Genomic DNA, 15,394 nt, shown 5'->3' with positions numbered 1-15,394 from the left:
TGAAATCATGTGAGAATCCAGGTTCCCCAGCCAATTCTCTCTGATTTCTCATCTCCCCAGACCCGCCGAATCCGGTGGCGTCATCGACGGCCTGATGCTCACCGTTTCCAGGTCGGGGATCATCGCCAGTCCAGCAGAGCCGCCATCGCTCATGAGGCCTACTCCCCGCCTTCCGGAGAGGAGTGCGGGGAGAAAATAGGTTGAGTATCGGTGAAAATCGTCAGGCGGCGTAGGCGTCGCTCGCGCTTCCCAGGCCCTTCACATGCAAGATCAGGTCCGCGATGGTGATCAAGGGCATCCCGTGCTGTGCGGCAAATTCCAAAAGATCCGGCAGCCTCGCCATGGTGCCGTCTTCCTTGGCCACTTCACAGATGACGCCGGAGGGTTCCAGGCCTGCAAGGCGGCAGAGATCCACGGCGGCTTCCGTGTGTCCGGGACGGGCAACCACCCCGTTCGGATGCGCACGAAGAGGGAAGATATGGCCGGGGCGGGCGAAGTCGTCGGGCTGTGTGCGAGGGTCGACCAGAGCCTTTACGGTGGCCGCGCGATCCGACGCCGAAATGCCGGTGGTCGTGCCGGGGATATAGTCGACGGAAATCGTGAAGGCCGTCTTGTGGGACTCGGTGTTGCGGGGGACCATCAACGGGATGTCGAGTGCGTCCAGGCGATCGCCTTCCATCGCCACGCAGATGAGACCGCGCGCGTGATTCATCATGAAAGCGATCGTCTCCGCAGTCACGGATTGCGACGCCGCGATGATGTCTCCCTCGTTTTCCCGATCTTCGTCGTCGACGACAACGATCATCCGACCGCGAGCAAGCGCCTCGAGCGCATCTTCGATTTTTGAGATTTTCATTTCACTGCCTTTCAAGGGTTATCCGCGTTAGCGGCCAAACCACGGCCTTGTGAGCCGCTATTTATCCCTTGGGCGAACAAGCCGATACGTTCCCCGAACCGGGGACGTTCCAGCGTGTTCTCTTCCATCCGGACTATGACCGTCGGCTCCGGCATCTCACCGGATCTGCTGACCTTCCACTTTCGCAGAAGCGCTCGCGGGCTCCGGGATCACTCCCGATACCGCCGGTGGGGAATTACACCCCGCCCTGAGAACAGGTCTAAAATAGTGAATTTCCTGGAGGAAGTGCAATAGCCCTTACGCCAATTCGATGTCGCAACAAGGAAAAAGCCACTATCCATTGCGGCTGGCGAGGGTGGATTTTCTCCTAAAGCCGTCGACCGGAAGACGGCAACTTCTGGCGGGACCTGCCCTTGGATGAAAGCCGCTGAGATTGCCGACAGCAATCTCACGACATGATCAGGCCGCCGTCCACATTGATCGTCTGCCCGGTAATATAGGCGGCGTCCTCACTCGCCAGGAAGGCTACCAGACCGGCCACGTCCTCTCCCGACCCTGCCCGCTTCATGGGAATGCCCTGGACCCATTCCTTCATCAACTCACCGGGCGCATAGTTGCCGAGCAGCTTGCCCCACACCTCGTCATTGTAGGCCCACATGTCGGTCTCGATGATACCCGGGCAGAAAGCGTTGACGGTGATGTTCTCGGTGGCGACTTCCTTGGCGAGACTTTGCGTGATGCCGACAACTCCCATCTTCGAAGCCGCGTAATGAGGCGTGTAGATGAACCCCTGCCGGGCCTGACCGGATGCCGTGTTGATGATCCGGCCGCCGCGCTTGTGCTTGCGGATGCGGGCAATCGCCTCCTGGGCGCAGAGGAAGACGCCCTTGGTGTTCACCGCCATCACCCGGTCCCATTCGGACTCCGTCATGTCCTCGATCCGGGCAATCGTGATCACGCCGGCGTTCTGGACGGAGATATCGACCGTGCCGAAGGCCTTTTCCGCGGTATCGAAAAGCTCCACGACGCTGCGCTTGTCCGTAACATCTCCCACGAACGAGACAGCCTTGCCGCCCAGATCGCTGATGTCGCGGGCAACCACCTCCACGGACTCCTCGTTGGCCGAAACGACCACGTTCGCGCCTTCTCGGGCGAAGCGCCTGGCGATCACCGCTCCGATACCCCGGCTTGCTCCCGTGACGACGACAGTCTTTTCTTCGAAACGCTTCATCAAAGTCCTCCAAACAGCAAAATATGAAACCGCCGCAAGGCGTCCCGCGAAGATCAGGCCGCAAACGCCTTTACGGTTCGTTCGATCAGCGTGAAGGGCGGGCGGACGGCGATATCGCACGCCGTACCGCCCGCTGGCTCCTTCAACGCCACGGTCTCGGCCAGGGAGGCAGCCAGACCGATCACGTTCAAATTGCCTGCCACAATCGCCCTCATGGGATCACCAGCAACAGAAACCACCGTCGACGAGCAGATCGACACCCGTTACGAAACTTGCGGCACCGGAGAGCAGGAAGACGGCGGGGCCTACCATTTCGTCGACGGTCGCCATGCGCTGCATCGGGGTCTGCTCCTCGAAGAGCTTGGTCTGGTGGACCATTTCGGGGCGGGTGTTCATCGGGGTCGCGGTGTATCCCGGAGAAATCGTATTCACCCGGATACCGTTGCCGACCCACTCCATGGCCAGTGATTTGGACATATGGATCACCCCGGCCTTCGAGGCATTGTAGTGGCATTGGCTGAGGCCGCGGTTGACGATTACGCCCGACATCGAGGCGATGTTCACGATCGATCCCCTGCCATGCTTCAGCATGGCGCGCGCCTCGGCCTGGCAGGAGAGGAAGACGCCCTTCAGGTTGATGTCCATCAGCGTCTGGTATTGCTCTTCTTCCATCTCCTCGGCCGGATTGGCATTGGCGATCCCCGCTGCGTTGACTGCCAGGGACAGGGCGCCGAGTTCGGCCTCCGTACGAGAGACGGCCTCGGCAAGCGATGTCTTGCTGGTGACGTCCGCCGCGATCTCAATCGACCTGCGGCCGGCTGCCCGGACATATTCGGCCGTGCGCGAAAGCCCGTCGTCGGTACGGCGATCGAGGAGCGCAACGGCGGCGCCACACTGGGCGAGCCCGATGGCGATCCGCTGGCCTATTCCGCTTCCCGCACCCGTGACGATGGCGACTTGGCCGGAGAGATCGAAAAGCTTCGGAGCGTTCAGAGTGATGTCGGACACCGCTCTTCCTTTCTATGTTCTGCTAGATCGTTGCCAGTTCCATGACCGAGACGTCGTTTGCCTCTTCACGGTCGAGAATGCCCGCCTGTTTGCCCTGCGCGAGCACGAGAATGCGGTTGGATACGCCGAGCACCTCTTCGAGATCGGAACTCACGACGATGACGGCGACGCCTTTCTTCGCAAGGTTCACGATGATGTCGTAGATCCCGGCGCGCGCGCCGACGTCGATCCCGCGTGTCGGTTCATCGAGGATCACGACCTTCGGATCGCGCATCAGCCACTTGGCGATCACCACCTTCTGCTGATTGCCGCCGGAGAGGTCCGAAGCATATTGTTCGGCCCGCCCCTTCACGCCGAATTTGGATATCGCCTGCTCGGCAAAGGTTCGTTTCATCTTGGAGGTGATCCAGCGACGTCCGAACATGTCGAGGTTCGGGTAGACGACGTTTTCGCTTATCCGGTGGGTGACGACGATACCCTGATCCTTCCGGTCTTCCGGCACCATCACAATGCCTTTGGCGATCGCGTCCGCGGGACTGCGGAGCCTGAGTTCTTCGCCGTTGAGCTTGATCGTTCCCGCGCTGATCGGGTCTGCACCTGAAATCGCCCGGACCAGTTCGGTTCGGCCTGCGCCGACAAGCCCGGCGATGCCGAGGATTTCTCCCGACTGCACCTCAAAGGAGACATCGCGGAAGGAGCGGACGGGCGAGGTCAGCCCCGAGACCTGCAGGACCGGTCGCCCGCTCGGCTCCGGAAGCGGCGGGAACATCCGTTCAAGGGGCCGCCCCACCATGCTTTCGACGATCGTGCGCACCGGTGTCGCACTGTCGGCGAACTCCTGGACGCGTACGCCGTCACGCAGCACCACGATACGGTCCGTGATCTGCTTGATCTCCTCCATGCGGTGGGAGATGTAGACGATGCCGACACCTTCCGATCGCAGCTTCCTGACCTGGTTGAAAAGAGCTTCAGTCTCCGCGCCGCCCAATGCGGCGGTCGGCTCGTCGAGAATGAGCAGCTTTGCATCGAGCGCCAGTGCCTTCGCGATCTCTATGAGCTGCTGATTGGCGGTCGAAAGACCCGCCACCTTGCGGGTTGCGGGGATATGAAGGTTCAGACGCGACAGTTGTTCCTGGGCGCGGCGAACCATTTCCGCTCGGTCGATGACGCCGTTCTTCATCGGCCAGCGGCCGATGAAGACGTTCTCGGCAATGGAGAGTTCCGGGAGAAGCTGCAGTTCCTGATGGATCAGAACCACGCCCTTGTCTATGGCTTCTCTTGGAGTGGCCGGGGCATAGGGCTGCCCCAGCCATGTCATGGTTCCCTCGGACGGTGCGCGGGACCCGGCGATGATGCCTGATAGCGTCGATTTACCTGCGCCGTTTTCGCCAAGAAGTGCCACGACTTCCCCGGCATAGACATCCAGGCTCACGTTCTTGAGGACCTGGAGCGGTCCGTAACGCTTCGATATGCCTCTCAGTGAAAGAACCGGTTCAGTCACAACGCACCTCCTCAAGTGGCAGAAAACCCGTTACGGATGGTTGGCGATGAAGCCTGCCACGTTCTCCTTCGTTGTCAGCGTCGCGTCCATGAGCTGCACCGGAGGCACCTTCTCGCCGGCAACAAGCTTCACGGCATTGGCGACTGCGTCGCGGCCCATCTTCTGGGTCTGCTGGGTCGCCGTCACGTTGAACACGCCCTTGCTGAGAGCCTCAAGCGCGGCGGTATCGCCGTCAAAGCCGCCGACCACGATCTTCTGGGAAGGATTGGCGACCTTGATCGCCTGCGCGGCACCGAGCGCGAGCGCGTCCGCCTGTGCAAATACGATCGAAACATCCGGGTTCGCCTGCAGCATGTTCTGCATGATCTGGAAGCCTTCGTCCTGGCTCCAGATGTTGGAATACTGCTCAGCTACCACCTTCACATCGGGATAGGCCTTGAGGGATTGCGCGCAGCCCTTCGAGCGGTCGACCTCGGGCGTCGTCCCCTTCTGGCCGTGGATGATCACCATCTTGCCCTTTCCGCCGGCCTGCTTGAGGATATAGTCACACACGGCTTTGGCAGAGGTTACGGAATCAGTCGCCAGGAAGGTGTCCCCCGGTGCGCCTTCCGCGTTGCGGTCAACGTTGATGACAGGGATGCCGGCGCTCTTTGCGAGCTTTACCGGCACGGTGGCAGCCGCAGCGCCTGCTGGAATGTAGATCAGAGCGTCGACGTTCTGCGTGAGCAGATCCTGAACCTGGTTGACCTGGGTCGGGCCATCACCCTTGGCATCGACGGTCACGACCTCGATGCCGCGTTTCTTCGCTTCGTCTTCGACGGCCTGCTTGATCTGGTTGAAGAAATTGGCCTGCAAGTTGGCTACGGCAAGGCCGAGTTTCTTGACTTCGGCAGCATGAACAGAGCCGATCGTCAGACCAAGCATGGCAGCCGAAGTCAGGAGAATGCGCGCGAGTTTCATTTCATTTTCCTCCGTTGTTAAACTGAACCCTCGAGTATCCTCCACCCTTGGGCCGCTGATCCGCTCCAACCGTTTCGGAGAGGAATTCATGAGAGGTCCGCGCTGTCGCGGACCTGATGTCAGGCTCGCCGGCGGCGAATGGTTTCGGCGCCAACTGCAAGCACGATGACGATGCCGATGATGACCTGCTGAAGGAATGGCGAGACGTTGAGCAGGTTGAGCCCGTTGCGCAGGACGCCGATGATCAGGACGCCAATCAGGGTGCCGCCTATACCGCCTGCCCCACCGGACAGAGACGTACCGCCGATAACCACCGCGGCGATCGTGTCGAGTTCGTAACCGAAGCCGCTCGACGGCTGAACCGAGTCGAGGCGGGCCGCCAGAACGATACCTGCAAGACCTGCAAGGACCGCGCTGATGACGTAAACGCCGATCGTCACGAGCTGGACATTGATGCCCGCAAGGCGCGCGACTTCAGGATTGCCGCCGACGGCATAGAGCATCCGGCCTTCGGATCGGAACTTGAGGAACAACCAGGCAATCAGCACCACGACCAGCATGAGAAAGACCGTGGCGGTGAGGATGCCGAAATGGCGGTCGATCGCGAGCATCATGAACCAGTCGGGAAACCCGACGATCTGCTGGCCATCGGTAATCATGTTCGCCACGCCGCGCGCGGCCGACATCATCGCAAGCGTGGCTATGAAAGCGGGAACCCTGAAGATCGTCACGAGGAGGCCGACGATCAATCCGCTGACGGCGGACGCGATCAATGCAACCCCGATCCCCACTCCAAGCGGCATCCCTGCGACATTTGCCGTCCAGCCCATCACCATCATCGCCAGCGCGAGCACCGAGCCTACTGAAAGGTCGATACCGCCGATCAGGATGACGAAGGTCATGCCGACGGCCATGATCCCGAGCACGGTGATCTGGTCCAGAATGTTCAAGCCATTGCGAAGTGAAAGAAACGCATCCGTGGCAAAGCTCAGGAAAACGCAAAGCGCGAGCAGACCGAGAAGCGGGCCAGTGGCTCCAGCCAGGCGCCTAAGCCAGACGCCAGAGGGGCGGCTTTGTTCAGTGATGTCGATCGCCACCATCGTTCCTCCCTAGATACGAGGGGTATTTCAACCCTAAGAATATTTATTCATGCCTGTTGGAAAATTCATTAACAAGCTATCTTAAACGAGTCAAGAAAATTTGCGCCGAAGTCTCACAGCCGTAAAAGCCAGTTTCCGCTTGACACGAATTGGTTCTGTGCAAAAATATGTATATGTGAATAAATATTCAGATCGAGGACCCAATGGAGCCCATAGAACTCGAGCGTATCGCGCGCCAGATCCGGCTGCGCGATCTTCAAGCGGTGTACGAAGCCGGCGCGGGGCATATCGGCGGCGAGATGTCGGTCATCGACATCCTCACGGCGCTTTATTTCCGCGTGCTGCGCGTATGGCCGGATCAACCGAAGCATCCGGAACGCGATAGGTTTGTCCTTTCGAAGGGCCATACGGCCTGTGCGCTATACGTCACGCTGGCCAAGCGCGGCTTCATTCCGGAGGAAGAGATCTCCACCTTCCTTCAGCCTCACTCCCGGCTGAACGGCCATCCCAACAACAACAAGGTGCCGGGCGTCGAAACCAACACCGGACCTCTCGGCCACGGGCTTCCGGTCGCGGTGGGCATGGCCAAGGCCGCAAAGCTGTCCGGTGCGAAATACCACACCTATGTCATCACCGGGGACGGCGAGATGCAGGAAGGCTCGAACTGGGAAGCCATCATGGCGGCCGCCCAGTTCGGCCTGGACAACCTTACCCTTGTCATCGACCACAACAGGTTCCAGCAGGGGGCGGCACTTGCCGATACCAATGATCTGGCCCCGCTCCGCCCGAAGCTCGAAGCTTTCGGCTGGGAAGTGACCGAAATCAACGGCAACGTCATGAACGAAGTGGTCCCGGCCCTGGAGTATCGGGGCTCCCGCCCCCATTGCATCGTCGCGCATACCAACAAGGGCCACGGCATTTCCTTCATGCAGGACCGCGTCGACTGGCATCACAAGGTGCCCAGCAGGGAACAATACGATCTCGCGGTGGCAGAACTATCGGAGGCAATTTGATGAACGCGCCAGTAACCACCGCCAAACTCCATGATTGCCGTGATGCATTTGCGGCCACGCTCGAGAAGCTTGCAACAAACGACGAGACCATCGTTGCGGTCTGCAACGACTCCGTGGGGTCTTCAAAGCTCGGCGGGTTCAAATCCAAGTTTCCCGACCGCCTCGTCAATGTCGGCATCGCCGAACAGAACATGGTGGGCGTCGGCGCGGGTCTCGCGAATGGCGGACGGCTGCCGTTCGTCTGCGGCGCCTCGCCATTCCTGACAGGGCGCGCCCTCGAGCAGATCAAGGCCGACATCTCCTACTCGAATGCCAATGTGAAGCTCGTCGGCATCTCTTCCGGCATGGCCTATGGCGAACTCGGCCCGACGCACCACTCGATCGAGGACTTTGCATGGACGCGTGCGCTGCCGAATCTTCCGGTCATCGCTCCCTGTGATCGGATCGAGACGGCGGCCGCCGTCGAATGGGCTGCAAGCTACGATGGGCCGTGCTTCCTCCGCCTTTCCCGCGTTGGCGTTCCCGATCTGCTGCCTGCAAATCACAAGTTCGAACTCGGCAAGGCGAACCTGCTGCGCGACGGCTCCGATGTCACGCTGATTGCCAATGGCACTCTCACACACCGCATGATGAAGGCTGCGGAAATCCTTGCCGGTCAGGGCATCAGCGCCAGGGTGCTCAATCTGGCGACGGTGAGGCCGATCGACGAGGAAGCGATTATCGCCGCGGCCCACCAAACCGGAGCGATCGTCACTGCGGAAGAGCATACGATTTTCGGAGGGCTCGGGTCGGCGGTGGCGGAAGTGATCGTGGAACACGCGCCGATCCCGATGAAGCGCCTCGGCGTCCCTGGAGTCTTCGCGCCGACCGGTTCGGCCGAATTCCTTCTGGATGAATTCGGCATGAGGCCCGCCTCTATCGCCGAAGCTGCCGTCGCGGTTATCAAGAGGAAATAAGCCTCCGGCCGCGCGCGTTGGCCGGGGCAAGATATTGCCGTGGCCGTTTTTCAAGGGAGGACATGATGCGGGCTATTCTGGCCATCGACCAGGGCACCACCAATTCCAAAGCGGTCCTGGTTTCGGAGAAGGGAGAGCTCATCTCTCGTGGCTCGGCCCCGGTTGGCATCGTTTACCCGAAACCCGGCTGGGTGGAGCAGGATCCGCAAAGAATCTGGAAGTCCGTCTGCGAGGCGGTTGCGACCTGCCTTAACGCAGCGCCCGGTGTCAGCGTTGAAGCCGTCGCGATCTCCAACCAGCGCGAATCCGTTACCATTTGGGATGCCGGAACGGGCGAGCCGCTCGGCCCCGTCGTCAGTTGGCAGTGCCGCCGCACCGCGGCCGATTGTGAGCGCCTGGCTCGCGGAGGACACCTCAATCGCGTCCAGTCGATCACAGGGCTTCCTCTCGATCCGATGTTTCCTGGGCCGAAGTTTCGCTGGCTCCTCGACCGGGCTCCGGAAGGCCGAAGGCTCAGGGTCGGAACCGTCGACAGCTGGCTCGTTCACTGCCTGACGGGCGGGCGACGCCATGTCTGCGACGCATCGAATGCCGCGAGAAGTCAGCTATTCGATCTGCAGAGGCAGGCGTGGAGCGAAGAGTTATGTGAAATCTTCGGCGTCGACGTTTCGGTCCTGCCGGACGTGCTCGACAGCTCGGCCGATTTCGGAACGACCCTGGGGCTTCGGGGCGTTCCCGACGGCACGCCTATCAGGTCGGCGATCGGAGATAGCCACGCCGCCCTCTTCGGACATGGCGCATTCAACCCGGGCGACGGCAAGGTGACATTCGGCACCGGCTCCTCCGTCATGACGACCCTGCCCCGTTTCATTGGTCCCAAGAACGGAATCACAACCACGATTGCATGGCGCATTTCCGGAAATCCCACATTCGCCTTCGAGGGAAACATCCTGGTGTCGGCGGCAAGCCTGCCCTGGATGGTCGACATCCTCGGACTGCCCGATGTCGCGGCTCTGATCGATCTTGCCGCCACGGCTGAACCGGACGGGCCTGGTTTCGTACCCGCCTTCGTAGGCCTCGGCGCTCCACACTGGAGCTCTGATGCGCGCGCACTCTTCTCGCAGATAAGCTTCAATACGACGCGCGCCCAGATGGCGCGGGCTGTCACCGACTCCATTGCTTTTCAAGTGTACGACGTCTTCTCAGCCATGCAGAACCAGAGCGGCGGCGTCATCGGCGCCCTCTACGCGGACGGTGGCCCCAGCCAGAACAGATTCCTGATGCAATGCGTAGCCGACGTGCTCATGCGCCCTGTCATGCAGTGCAAAGCGCCCGAGGCCTCTGCTCTTGGAGCGGCCTATCTTGCCGGACTGTCGGTGGGAATGTGGCCCGACCTTGAAACGATCAGCCGCCTTCCGCGGGAATCCCAGCTCATCAGCCCCGAAGCCAACGATAGTGCAAAGCGTAGAAAGACTTGGAGTGACGCCGTGGCCCGCTCGACGTGGAACCCGGTAGCCGCTAAAGGTGAATAATAATTCACGCCCGGAACGGTCATGAGTCGCTTAAACGAACTTCGTCTGATCTCGCGAGTTGCTCAGATGTACCACATCGAGCGGCGTCGGCAGGCGGATATCGCACAGCATCTTCGCCTGTCACAGGCGACCGTTTCCCGGATGCTGAAGCGGGCGGAGGCGGAGGATATCGTCCGCACCAGCGTCATCCCTCCCGTAGGCACCTATGCGGACCTCGAGAAGGCGCTTCGGGAGCGGTTCGGAGTCCCTGAAGCAGTCGTCGTGGAATGCTCCGAAGATCGCGACGGCGCGATCATGGCGCGGATCGGCGAAGCCGCTGCCCATCTCCTCGAGGTTACGCTTGCGCCCGGCGAGATCATCGGCGTATCGAGCTGGAGCCAGACCATCTTCAAGATGGTGGAGAACATCCATCCCCAGAAAAGCGCCCAGGCAAAATTCGTCGTCCAGACGCTCGGCGGGATGGGCGATCCTTCCGTCCAGACGCACGCCACCCAGCTCACGACGCGCCTGGCACGCCTCACGGGCGCCGAGCCGAAACTGCTTCCGGTACAGGGGGTGACCTCATCGAGGGAAGCGAAACTTCTGATGATGGCCGATCCGTTCGTCCGGGAGACGATAGATCTGTTCAGCAGCATTTCGCTGGCAATCGTCGGCATCGGAGCCGTCGAACCGTCCGAATTGCTGGCCCGTTCCGGCAACATCTTCTCTTCCCGGGAGCTTGCCGACCTGGCTGACGCGGGAGCGGTAGGCGACATATCGCTCCGGTTCTTCGACAAGGAGGGCAAGGCGGTCAAAACGCCGCTAGACGAACGAGTAATCGGCCTCCCGCTCGACGAGCTTGCGAAGGTTGACAGGGTGATCGCCCTGGCAGGCGGCACGAAGAAGACGGTCGCCATCGCCGGAGCCCTGCGGACCGGCGTAATCGATATGATCGTCACGGACAAGTTCACGGCCCAGCGGCTGATCGAACTTTAGTGTCGCTTCACGCAAAGCGGCAGAAACAGCCCAACCAAGAGTCATAGGACGACCATTCAAAGTCGCCCTCCGCGCACGGGCCGCTAATGCAGATGCCTCAGCTTGTCAGGGTTCCGCACCACATAGATGGCCGCGATTTTTCCGTCCTCGATATCGAGCGCAGTCGTCTGGAGTTCGCCATCGGCCTCGAGCGTGATGAAACCGGGCAGCCCATTGACGAACCCGGCACGAACGAGTTTCGAGCCGCTTTTCTGAAATTGATCTGCGAGATAGGCGTGCACCTTCATCACTGCGTCGAAGCCGAAGATCGGCTCCATGGCCGCCGGACGTTTCCCGCCACCATCCGCGTGGACGCTGACATCGGCCGCCAGCATCGCACCGAGCGCCTTCATATCGCCGCTGCGTGATGCCGCGTAGAAGGCTTCGGCGAGCTCGACGCCGCGCTGCTTGTCCACCTGAAAGCGGGCTCTCGCCTCGCGAACATGGGTACGCGCCCGGGCGGCAAGCTGGCGGCAGGCGGCCGGATCGCGTTCGATGGTCGCGGCGACTTCCTCAAACCCCAGTCCGAAGACGTCGTGCAGCAGGAAAGCCGCCCGTTCGAGTGGCGAAAGGCGTTCCAGGGCAAGCATCAGCGGCAACGTGACGTCCTCCTGCTCCTCTTCTTCCACGACGGGATCGGGAAGCCATGGACCGACATAGGTCTCGCGCTGACGTCGCGCCGACTTCAACTGATCGAGGCAAAGCCGTGTCACCGTGCGGCGGAGGAACGCTTCCGGCTCAAGCACCGCGTTGCGGTCGGCCTTCATCCAGCGGATGAAGGCCTCCTGCACCATGTCCTCGGCGTCGGTTACCGATCCGAGCATGCGATAGGCGACGCGCATGAGCTTCGGACGCAGCGGATCGAAACTCGCCGCTGCGTCTTCCTGGTTGAAGCCGGTCATCAGGCAGCCGCCTGGGCAGCCTTTGCAGCTGCCGGATCGACCCAGAGGCCGAAGCCTACCGCGAGGCGATTCCAGCCGTTGATGACATTGATCATCAGTGTGAGCTTCACCTGTTCTTCCTCCGTGAACTGAGCCTTGAGGGCTTCGGTGGCGCTTTCGTGCGTGTGGCCTTCCGACAGCCGAGTCAGAGCCTCGGCCCAACCTAGCGCGGCGCGTTCGCGATCGGAATAGCAAGGAGCTTCCCGCCAGGCGGACAGCAGATAGATGCGCTGTTCGGTCTCGCCCTTCGCACGCGCTTCCGCCGTGTGCATGTTGATGCAGTTGGCGCAGCCGTTGATCTGCGAGGCGCGGATCTTCACGAGTTCGATGACGTTCCATTCGAGGCTCGATTGAACGTCGACAGACAGGCCCATCCACTTCTTCATCAGCGAGGGAGCGGCGGCGAAAGGATCAAGTTTGGCACTCATGGTTCGTTTCCTTCTGTTGGTTACGACACCATGACGAGGCAGGATTTGCCGATGTGACATGCCCGGAAATTTATTTGTCCGCACTCCGGTCACATCGGTGGGTGCCGCGACAAAAATCCCTGCGCACAGCTTGATTTTTCATTTGCGCCGCAGCATCGGGGGCGGCATGCTCGAACCTCGAACTATAAAAGAAATGGGAATGGAAATCAGATCATGACAGCGGATGCGATCGTGCTCGGAGCCGGCATCATCGGCGTTTCGACGGCACTGCAATTGGCCCGGCGGGGCAAATCGGTGGTGCTCGTCGACCGGAGAGAACCGGGCATGGAGACCTCCTACGGCAATGCCGGGCTGATCCAGCGCGAAGGTGTGGTGCCTTACGGCTTTCCGCAGCAGTTCGGCCTGATCTTGCGTTATGCACTGAACAACCGCATCGACGCCCACTATCACTGGCGGGCAATTCCTTCGGTCACATCGTTCCTCGCGAAATACTGGTGGCATTCCAACCTGACCCGCCATCAGCTCATCGCGCGCGCCTATGCGCCGCTGATCGAGCATTCGATCTCGACCCACAACGAACTGATCGAGGAAGCCGGCGCCGAGGGGCTGATTGCCAAGGACGGCTGGACGGAGGTTTTCCGCAGCAATGCCAAACGGGACGGAGAGTTCGGGGAGGCCGAACGTCTGGCCGGCGAATACGGCGTTTCGTTCAAGAGGTTGACGCCCGCCGATCTCGCCGCCCAGGAACCGCATCTCTCCGGTGATTTCGTCGGCGGCCTGAAATGGGAAGATCCGTGGTCGGTCAAGGATCCGCTGGCGCTCACCCGCGCCTATATCGCACTCTTCGAAAAGCTCGGCGGCCGTGTTCTGAAAGGCGACGCAAAGAGCCTGTCACAGACCAAAACCGGCTGGCGGGTGGTTGCCGGTGAGGGCACGGTGGAGGCCAAGGACGTGGTCGTCGCCCTGGGACCGTGGTCGGATACCGTGACAAAGCCGCTCGGCTACAATTTCCTGGTCGGCGTCAAGCGCGGTTACCATATGCATTACGGGACGAAGGGGAACGCGAAACTCAACGGCTGGACCATGGATGCGGAGCGCGGTTATTTCCTCGCTCCGATGAACCAGGGCATCCGGCTGACCACCGGCGCGGAATTTGCCCGCCGCGACGCGCCCAAGACGCCGGTGCAGCTGGAGCGGGCGGAAGCCGTCGCCCGGACGATCTTTCCGCTCGGCGAGAGGCTAGACAAGGAGCCCTGGATGGGCGCGCGCCCCTGCACGCCGGATATGATGCCAGTGATCGGCAAGGCGCCGCGTCACGACGGCCTTTGGTTCGCCTTCGGGCACGCGCATCATGGCCTGACTCTCGGGCCGGTGACGGGTCAGGTGATCGCCGAAGCCCTTACCGGGCAGAAGACGCTCATCGATATCTCCGCCTATCGTCCCGAACGCTTCAACGCCTAGCCCAAACGGAGAGACTGGGCTATCTGGTGCTCCATGGATGATATCAGTTCCGCCCAGATCTTCTTCGAAAGCAATCCCGATATCGAGGTCCTCGAAGCCTTCGTCATCGACGTGAACGGCGTGCCGCGAGGCAAATGGATCCCGAGGGAGCGTGCGTTGGACGTGCTCGCCAAGGGCATGGCCATGCCGCGCTCCGTCTATGCCCTCGACGTCTGGGGCCGCGACGTCAATGCCGCAGGCCTTGCGGAAGGCACCGGCGACCCGGATGGCATCTGCCTCCCCGTACCCGGAACACTCTCCCGGGTTACCTGGCTCAATCGTCCGACCGCGCAGGTGTTGCTCGGCATGCAAGATACCGACGGCGACGGCTTCTATGGCGATCCGCGTCAGGTGCTCGCCAATGTCATCACCGGATTTTCAAAGCTTGGTCTGACGCCGGTCGTGGCAACCGAACTCGAGTTCTACCTGATCGACCCGGTGCGCTCGGCGCTCGACCCCGTCCGCCCGCCGAATTCGCGCGAAGGGCGGTGGCACACGGGCCAGACACAGGTGCTGTCGATCTCGGAGCTGCAGGATTTCGAAGACGTCTTCCACGGCATCGCCAGCGCGGCTCGAGCACAGGGCATTCCCGCCGATACCACGCTGCGCGAAAACGGACCCGGCCAGTATGAGATCAACCTCAACCACGTGCCGGATGCCCTGAAGGCCGCCGACTATGCGGTGCTCCTGAAGCGCATCGTCAAGGGCGTCGCACGCGCCAACGACCTCGACGCGACCTTCATGGCCAAACCCTACGGCAGTCAGGCCGGCAGCGGCATGCACGTGCACTTTTCGCTGATCGACGAGGCCGGACGCAATGTCTATGTCGGCGAAGACGGGCCATCGGAGATGCTTTTCCATTCGGTCGGTGGGCTTCTCGAAAACATGGGCGAGAGCATGGGGGTCTTCGCGCCGCATGCCAATTCCTATCGCCGCCTTCGGCCGAGCGAACATGCGCCCACCTATGCCTCATGGGGTTTCGACAACCGCTCGGCGGCGGTGCGTGTTATCACCGCCTCAAAGCCCGCGACCCGCATCGAACATCGCGTCGCGGGTGCCGACAGCAATCCATATCTGGTGCTGGCGATGATCCTCAACGCAGCTCTCACAGGCATCAAGGAGAAGCGAAATCCGGGCGGAGCGATCACCGGCGACGACCACGCCATCAGCCACGAGCCGCTGCCGACCAACTGGGACTACGCGCTACAGCAATTTGCCCGGTCTACCTTTGCCTACGCGACGCTCGGACCGAAATATCGGGCACTCTACACGGCCTGCAAACAACAGGAGCTTGCGGAGTTTGCCACCCGGGTGACCGACGTCGAATACGATGCCTATATCCGGACGGTGTGAG

General features: G+C 61.3%; 15 protein-coding genes and 1 riboswitch. Of the genes, 6 read left to right on the top strand and 9 right to left on the bottom strand.

Annotation, left to right across the window (positions count from 1 at the left end; translation table 11 throughout):
* Positions 1 to 220: 220 nt before the first annotated feature.
* The 7 genes from ribB to C5L13_RS01820 form a co-directional block, all read right to left on the bottom strand.
* Positions 221 to 856, bottom strand: coding sequence for a 3,4-dihydroxy-2-butanone-4-phosphate synthase (gene ribB / locus C5L13_RS01845; protein WP_105381550.1), 636 nt, complete (start codon positions 854 to 856; stop codon positions 221 to 223).
* A 112-nt stretch (positions 857 to 968) separates the two neighbouring features.
* A riboswitch (FMN riboswitch) is annotated at positions 969 to 1,115 on the bottom strand.
* A gap of 189 nt (positions 1,116 to 1,304) precedes the next feature.
* Entirely contained in the window at positions 1,305 to 2,087 is a 783-nt protein-coding gene (locus C5L13_RS01840; protein ID WP_105381549.1) for a glucose 1-dehydrogenase, read from the bottom strand.
* Positions 2,088 to 2,140: 53 nt separating this feature from the next.
* Positions 2,141 to 2,302, bottom strand: a complete 162-nt coding sequence (locus C5L13_RS28615) for a hypothetical protein (protein ID WP_158693370.1) — start codon at positions 2,300 to 2,302, stop codon at positions 2,141 to 2,143.
* 4 nt (positions 2,303 to 2,306) lie between these two features.
* Positions 2,307 to 3,095: an SDR family oxidoreductase gene (locus C5L13_RS01835; protein WP_105381548.1), complete on the bottom strand. Its 789-nt coding sequence runs from the start codon at positions 3,093 to 3,095 to the stop codon at positions 2,307 to 2,309.
* Between the two features lie 22 nt (positions 3,096 to 3,117).
* Positions 3,118 to 4,596, bottom strand: coding sequence for a sugar ABC transporter ATP-binding protein (locus C5L13_RS01830; protein WP_105381547.1), 1,479 nt, complete (start codon positions 4,594 to 4,596; stop codon positions 3,118 to 3,120).
* A 30-nt stretch (positions 4,597 to 4,626) separates the two neighbouring features.
* A complete protein-coding gene (locus tag C5L13_RS01825) occupies positions 4,627 to 5,556 on the bottom strand; it encodes a sugar ABC transporter substrate-binding protein (RefSeq protein ID WP_105381546.1) in 930 nt (309 codons plus the stop codon).
* Between the two features lie 119 nt (positions 5,557 to 5,675).
* Positions 5,676 to 6,656 carry an ABC transporter permease gene (locus C5L13_RS01820; RefSeq protein ID WP_105381545.1) on the bottom strand — a complete coding sequence of 327 codons (981 nt, stop codon included), beginning with the start codon at positions 6,654 to 6,656 and terminating at the stop codon, positions 5,676 to 5,678.
* A gap of 203 nt (positions 6,657 to 6,859) precedes the next feature.
* On the opposite strand from C5L13_RS01820, the gene C5L13_RS01815 reads away from it, so the two are divergent.
* From C5L13_RS01815 to C5L13_RS01800, 4 genes are all read left to right on the top strand, one after another.
* A complete protein-coding gene (locus tag C5L13_RS01815) occupies positions 6,860 to 7,669 on the top strand; it encodes a transketolase (RefSeq protein WP_105381544.1) in 810 nt (269 codons plus the stop codon).
* On the top strand, positions 7,669 to 8,625 hold the full coding sequence (locus C5L13_RS01810) for a transketolase family protein (protein ID WP_105381543.1): 957 nt from the start codon (positions 7,669 to 7,671) through the stop codon (positions 8,623 to 8,625). The genes C5L13_RS01815 and C5L13_RS01810 overlap by 1 nt, the downstream gene beginning before the upstream one ends.
* A 65-nt stretch (positions 8,626 to 8,690) precedes the next feature.
* On the top strand, positions 8,691 to 10,157 hold the full coding sequence (locus C5L13_RS01805; RefSeq protein ID WP_105381542.1) for an FGGY family carbohydrate kinase: 1,467 nt from the start codon (positions 8,691 to 8,693) through the stop codon (positions 10,155 to 10,157).
* 21 nt (positions 10,158 to 10,178) lie between these two features.
* Positions 10,179 to 11,132 (top strand): sugar-binding transcriptional regulator, encoded by a 954-nt coding sequence (locus C5L13_RS01800; protein ID WP_105381541.1) that lies wholly within the window; start codon positions 10,179 to 10,181, stop codon positions 11,130 to 11,132.
* Between the two features lie 83 nt (positions 11,133 to 11,215).
* On the opposite strand, the gene C5L13_RS01795 is transcribed toward C5L13_RS01800, so the two are convergent.
* Together C5L13_RS01795 and C5L13_RS01790 are read right to left on the bottom strand one after the other, a co-directional pair.
* Positions 11,216 to 12,073, bottom strand: coding sequence for a sigma-70 family RNA polymerase sigma factor (locus C5L13_RS01795; RefSeq protein ID WP_105381540.1), 858 nt, complete (start codon positions 12,071 to 12,073; stop codon positions 11,216 to 11,218).
* Complete coding sequence (locus tag C5L13_RS01790; RefSeq protein WP_105381539.1) at positions 12,073 to 12,540, bottom strand: carboxymuconolactone decarboxylase family protein; 468 nt, start codon at positions 12,538 to 12,540, stop codon at positions 12,073 to 12,075. The genes C5L13_RS01795 and C5L13_RS01790 overlap by 1 nt, the downstream gene beginning before the upstream one ends.
* Before the next feature lie 213 nt (positions 12,541 to 12,753).
* On the opposite strand from C5L13_RS01790, the gene C5L13_RS01785 reads away from it, so the two are divergent.
* Complete coding sequence (locus tag C5L13_RS01785) at positions 12,754 to 14,001, top strand: NAD(P)/FAD-dependent oxidoreductase (protein ID WP_105381538.1); 1,248 nt, start codon at positions 12,754 to 12,756, stop codon at positions 13,999 to 14,001.
* Positions 14,002 to 14,034: 33 nt separating this feature from the next.
* Positions 14,035 to 15,393, top strand: coding sequence for a glutamine synthetase family protein (locus C5L13_RS01780; RefSeq protein ID WP_105381537.1), 1,359 nt, complete (start codon positions 14,035 to 14,037; stop codon positions 15,391 to 15,393).
* The last annotated feature ends 1 nt before the right edge of the window (position 15,394 follow it).

Origin of the sequence: Neorhizobium alkalisoli (assembly GCF_002968635.1) — a bacterium.
Classification (GTDB): Bacteria; Pseudomonadota; Alphaproteobacteria; order Rhizobiales; family Rhizobiaceae; genus Neorhizobium; species Neorhizobium alkalisoli.
The sequence above is the reverse complement of the archived record's forward strand: the minus strand, read 5'-3'. Positions and strand labels throughout refer to the sequence as shown.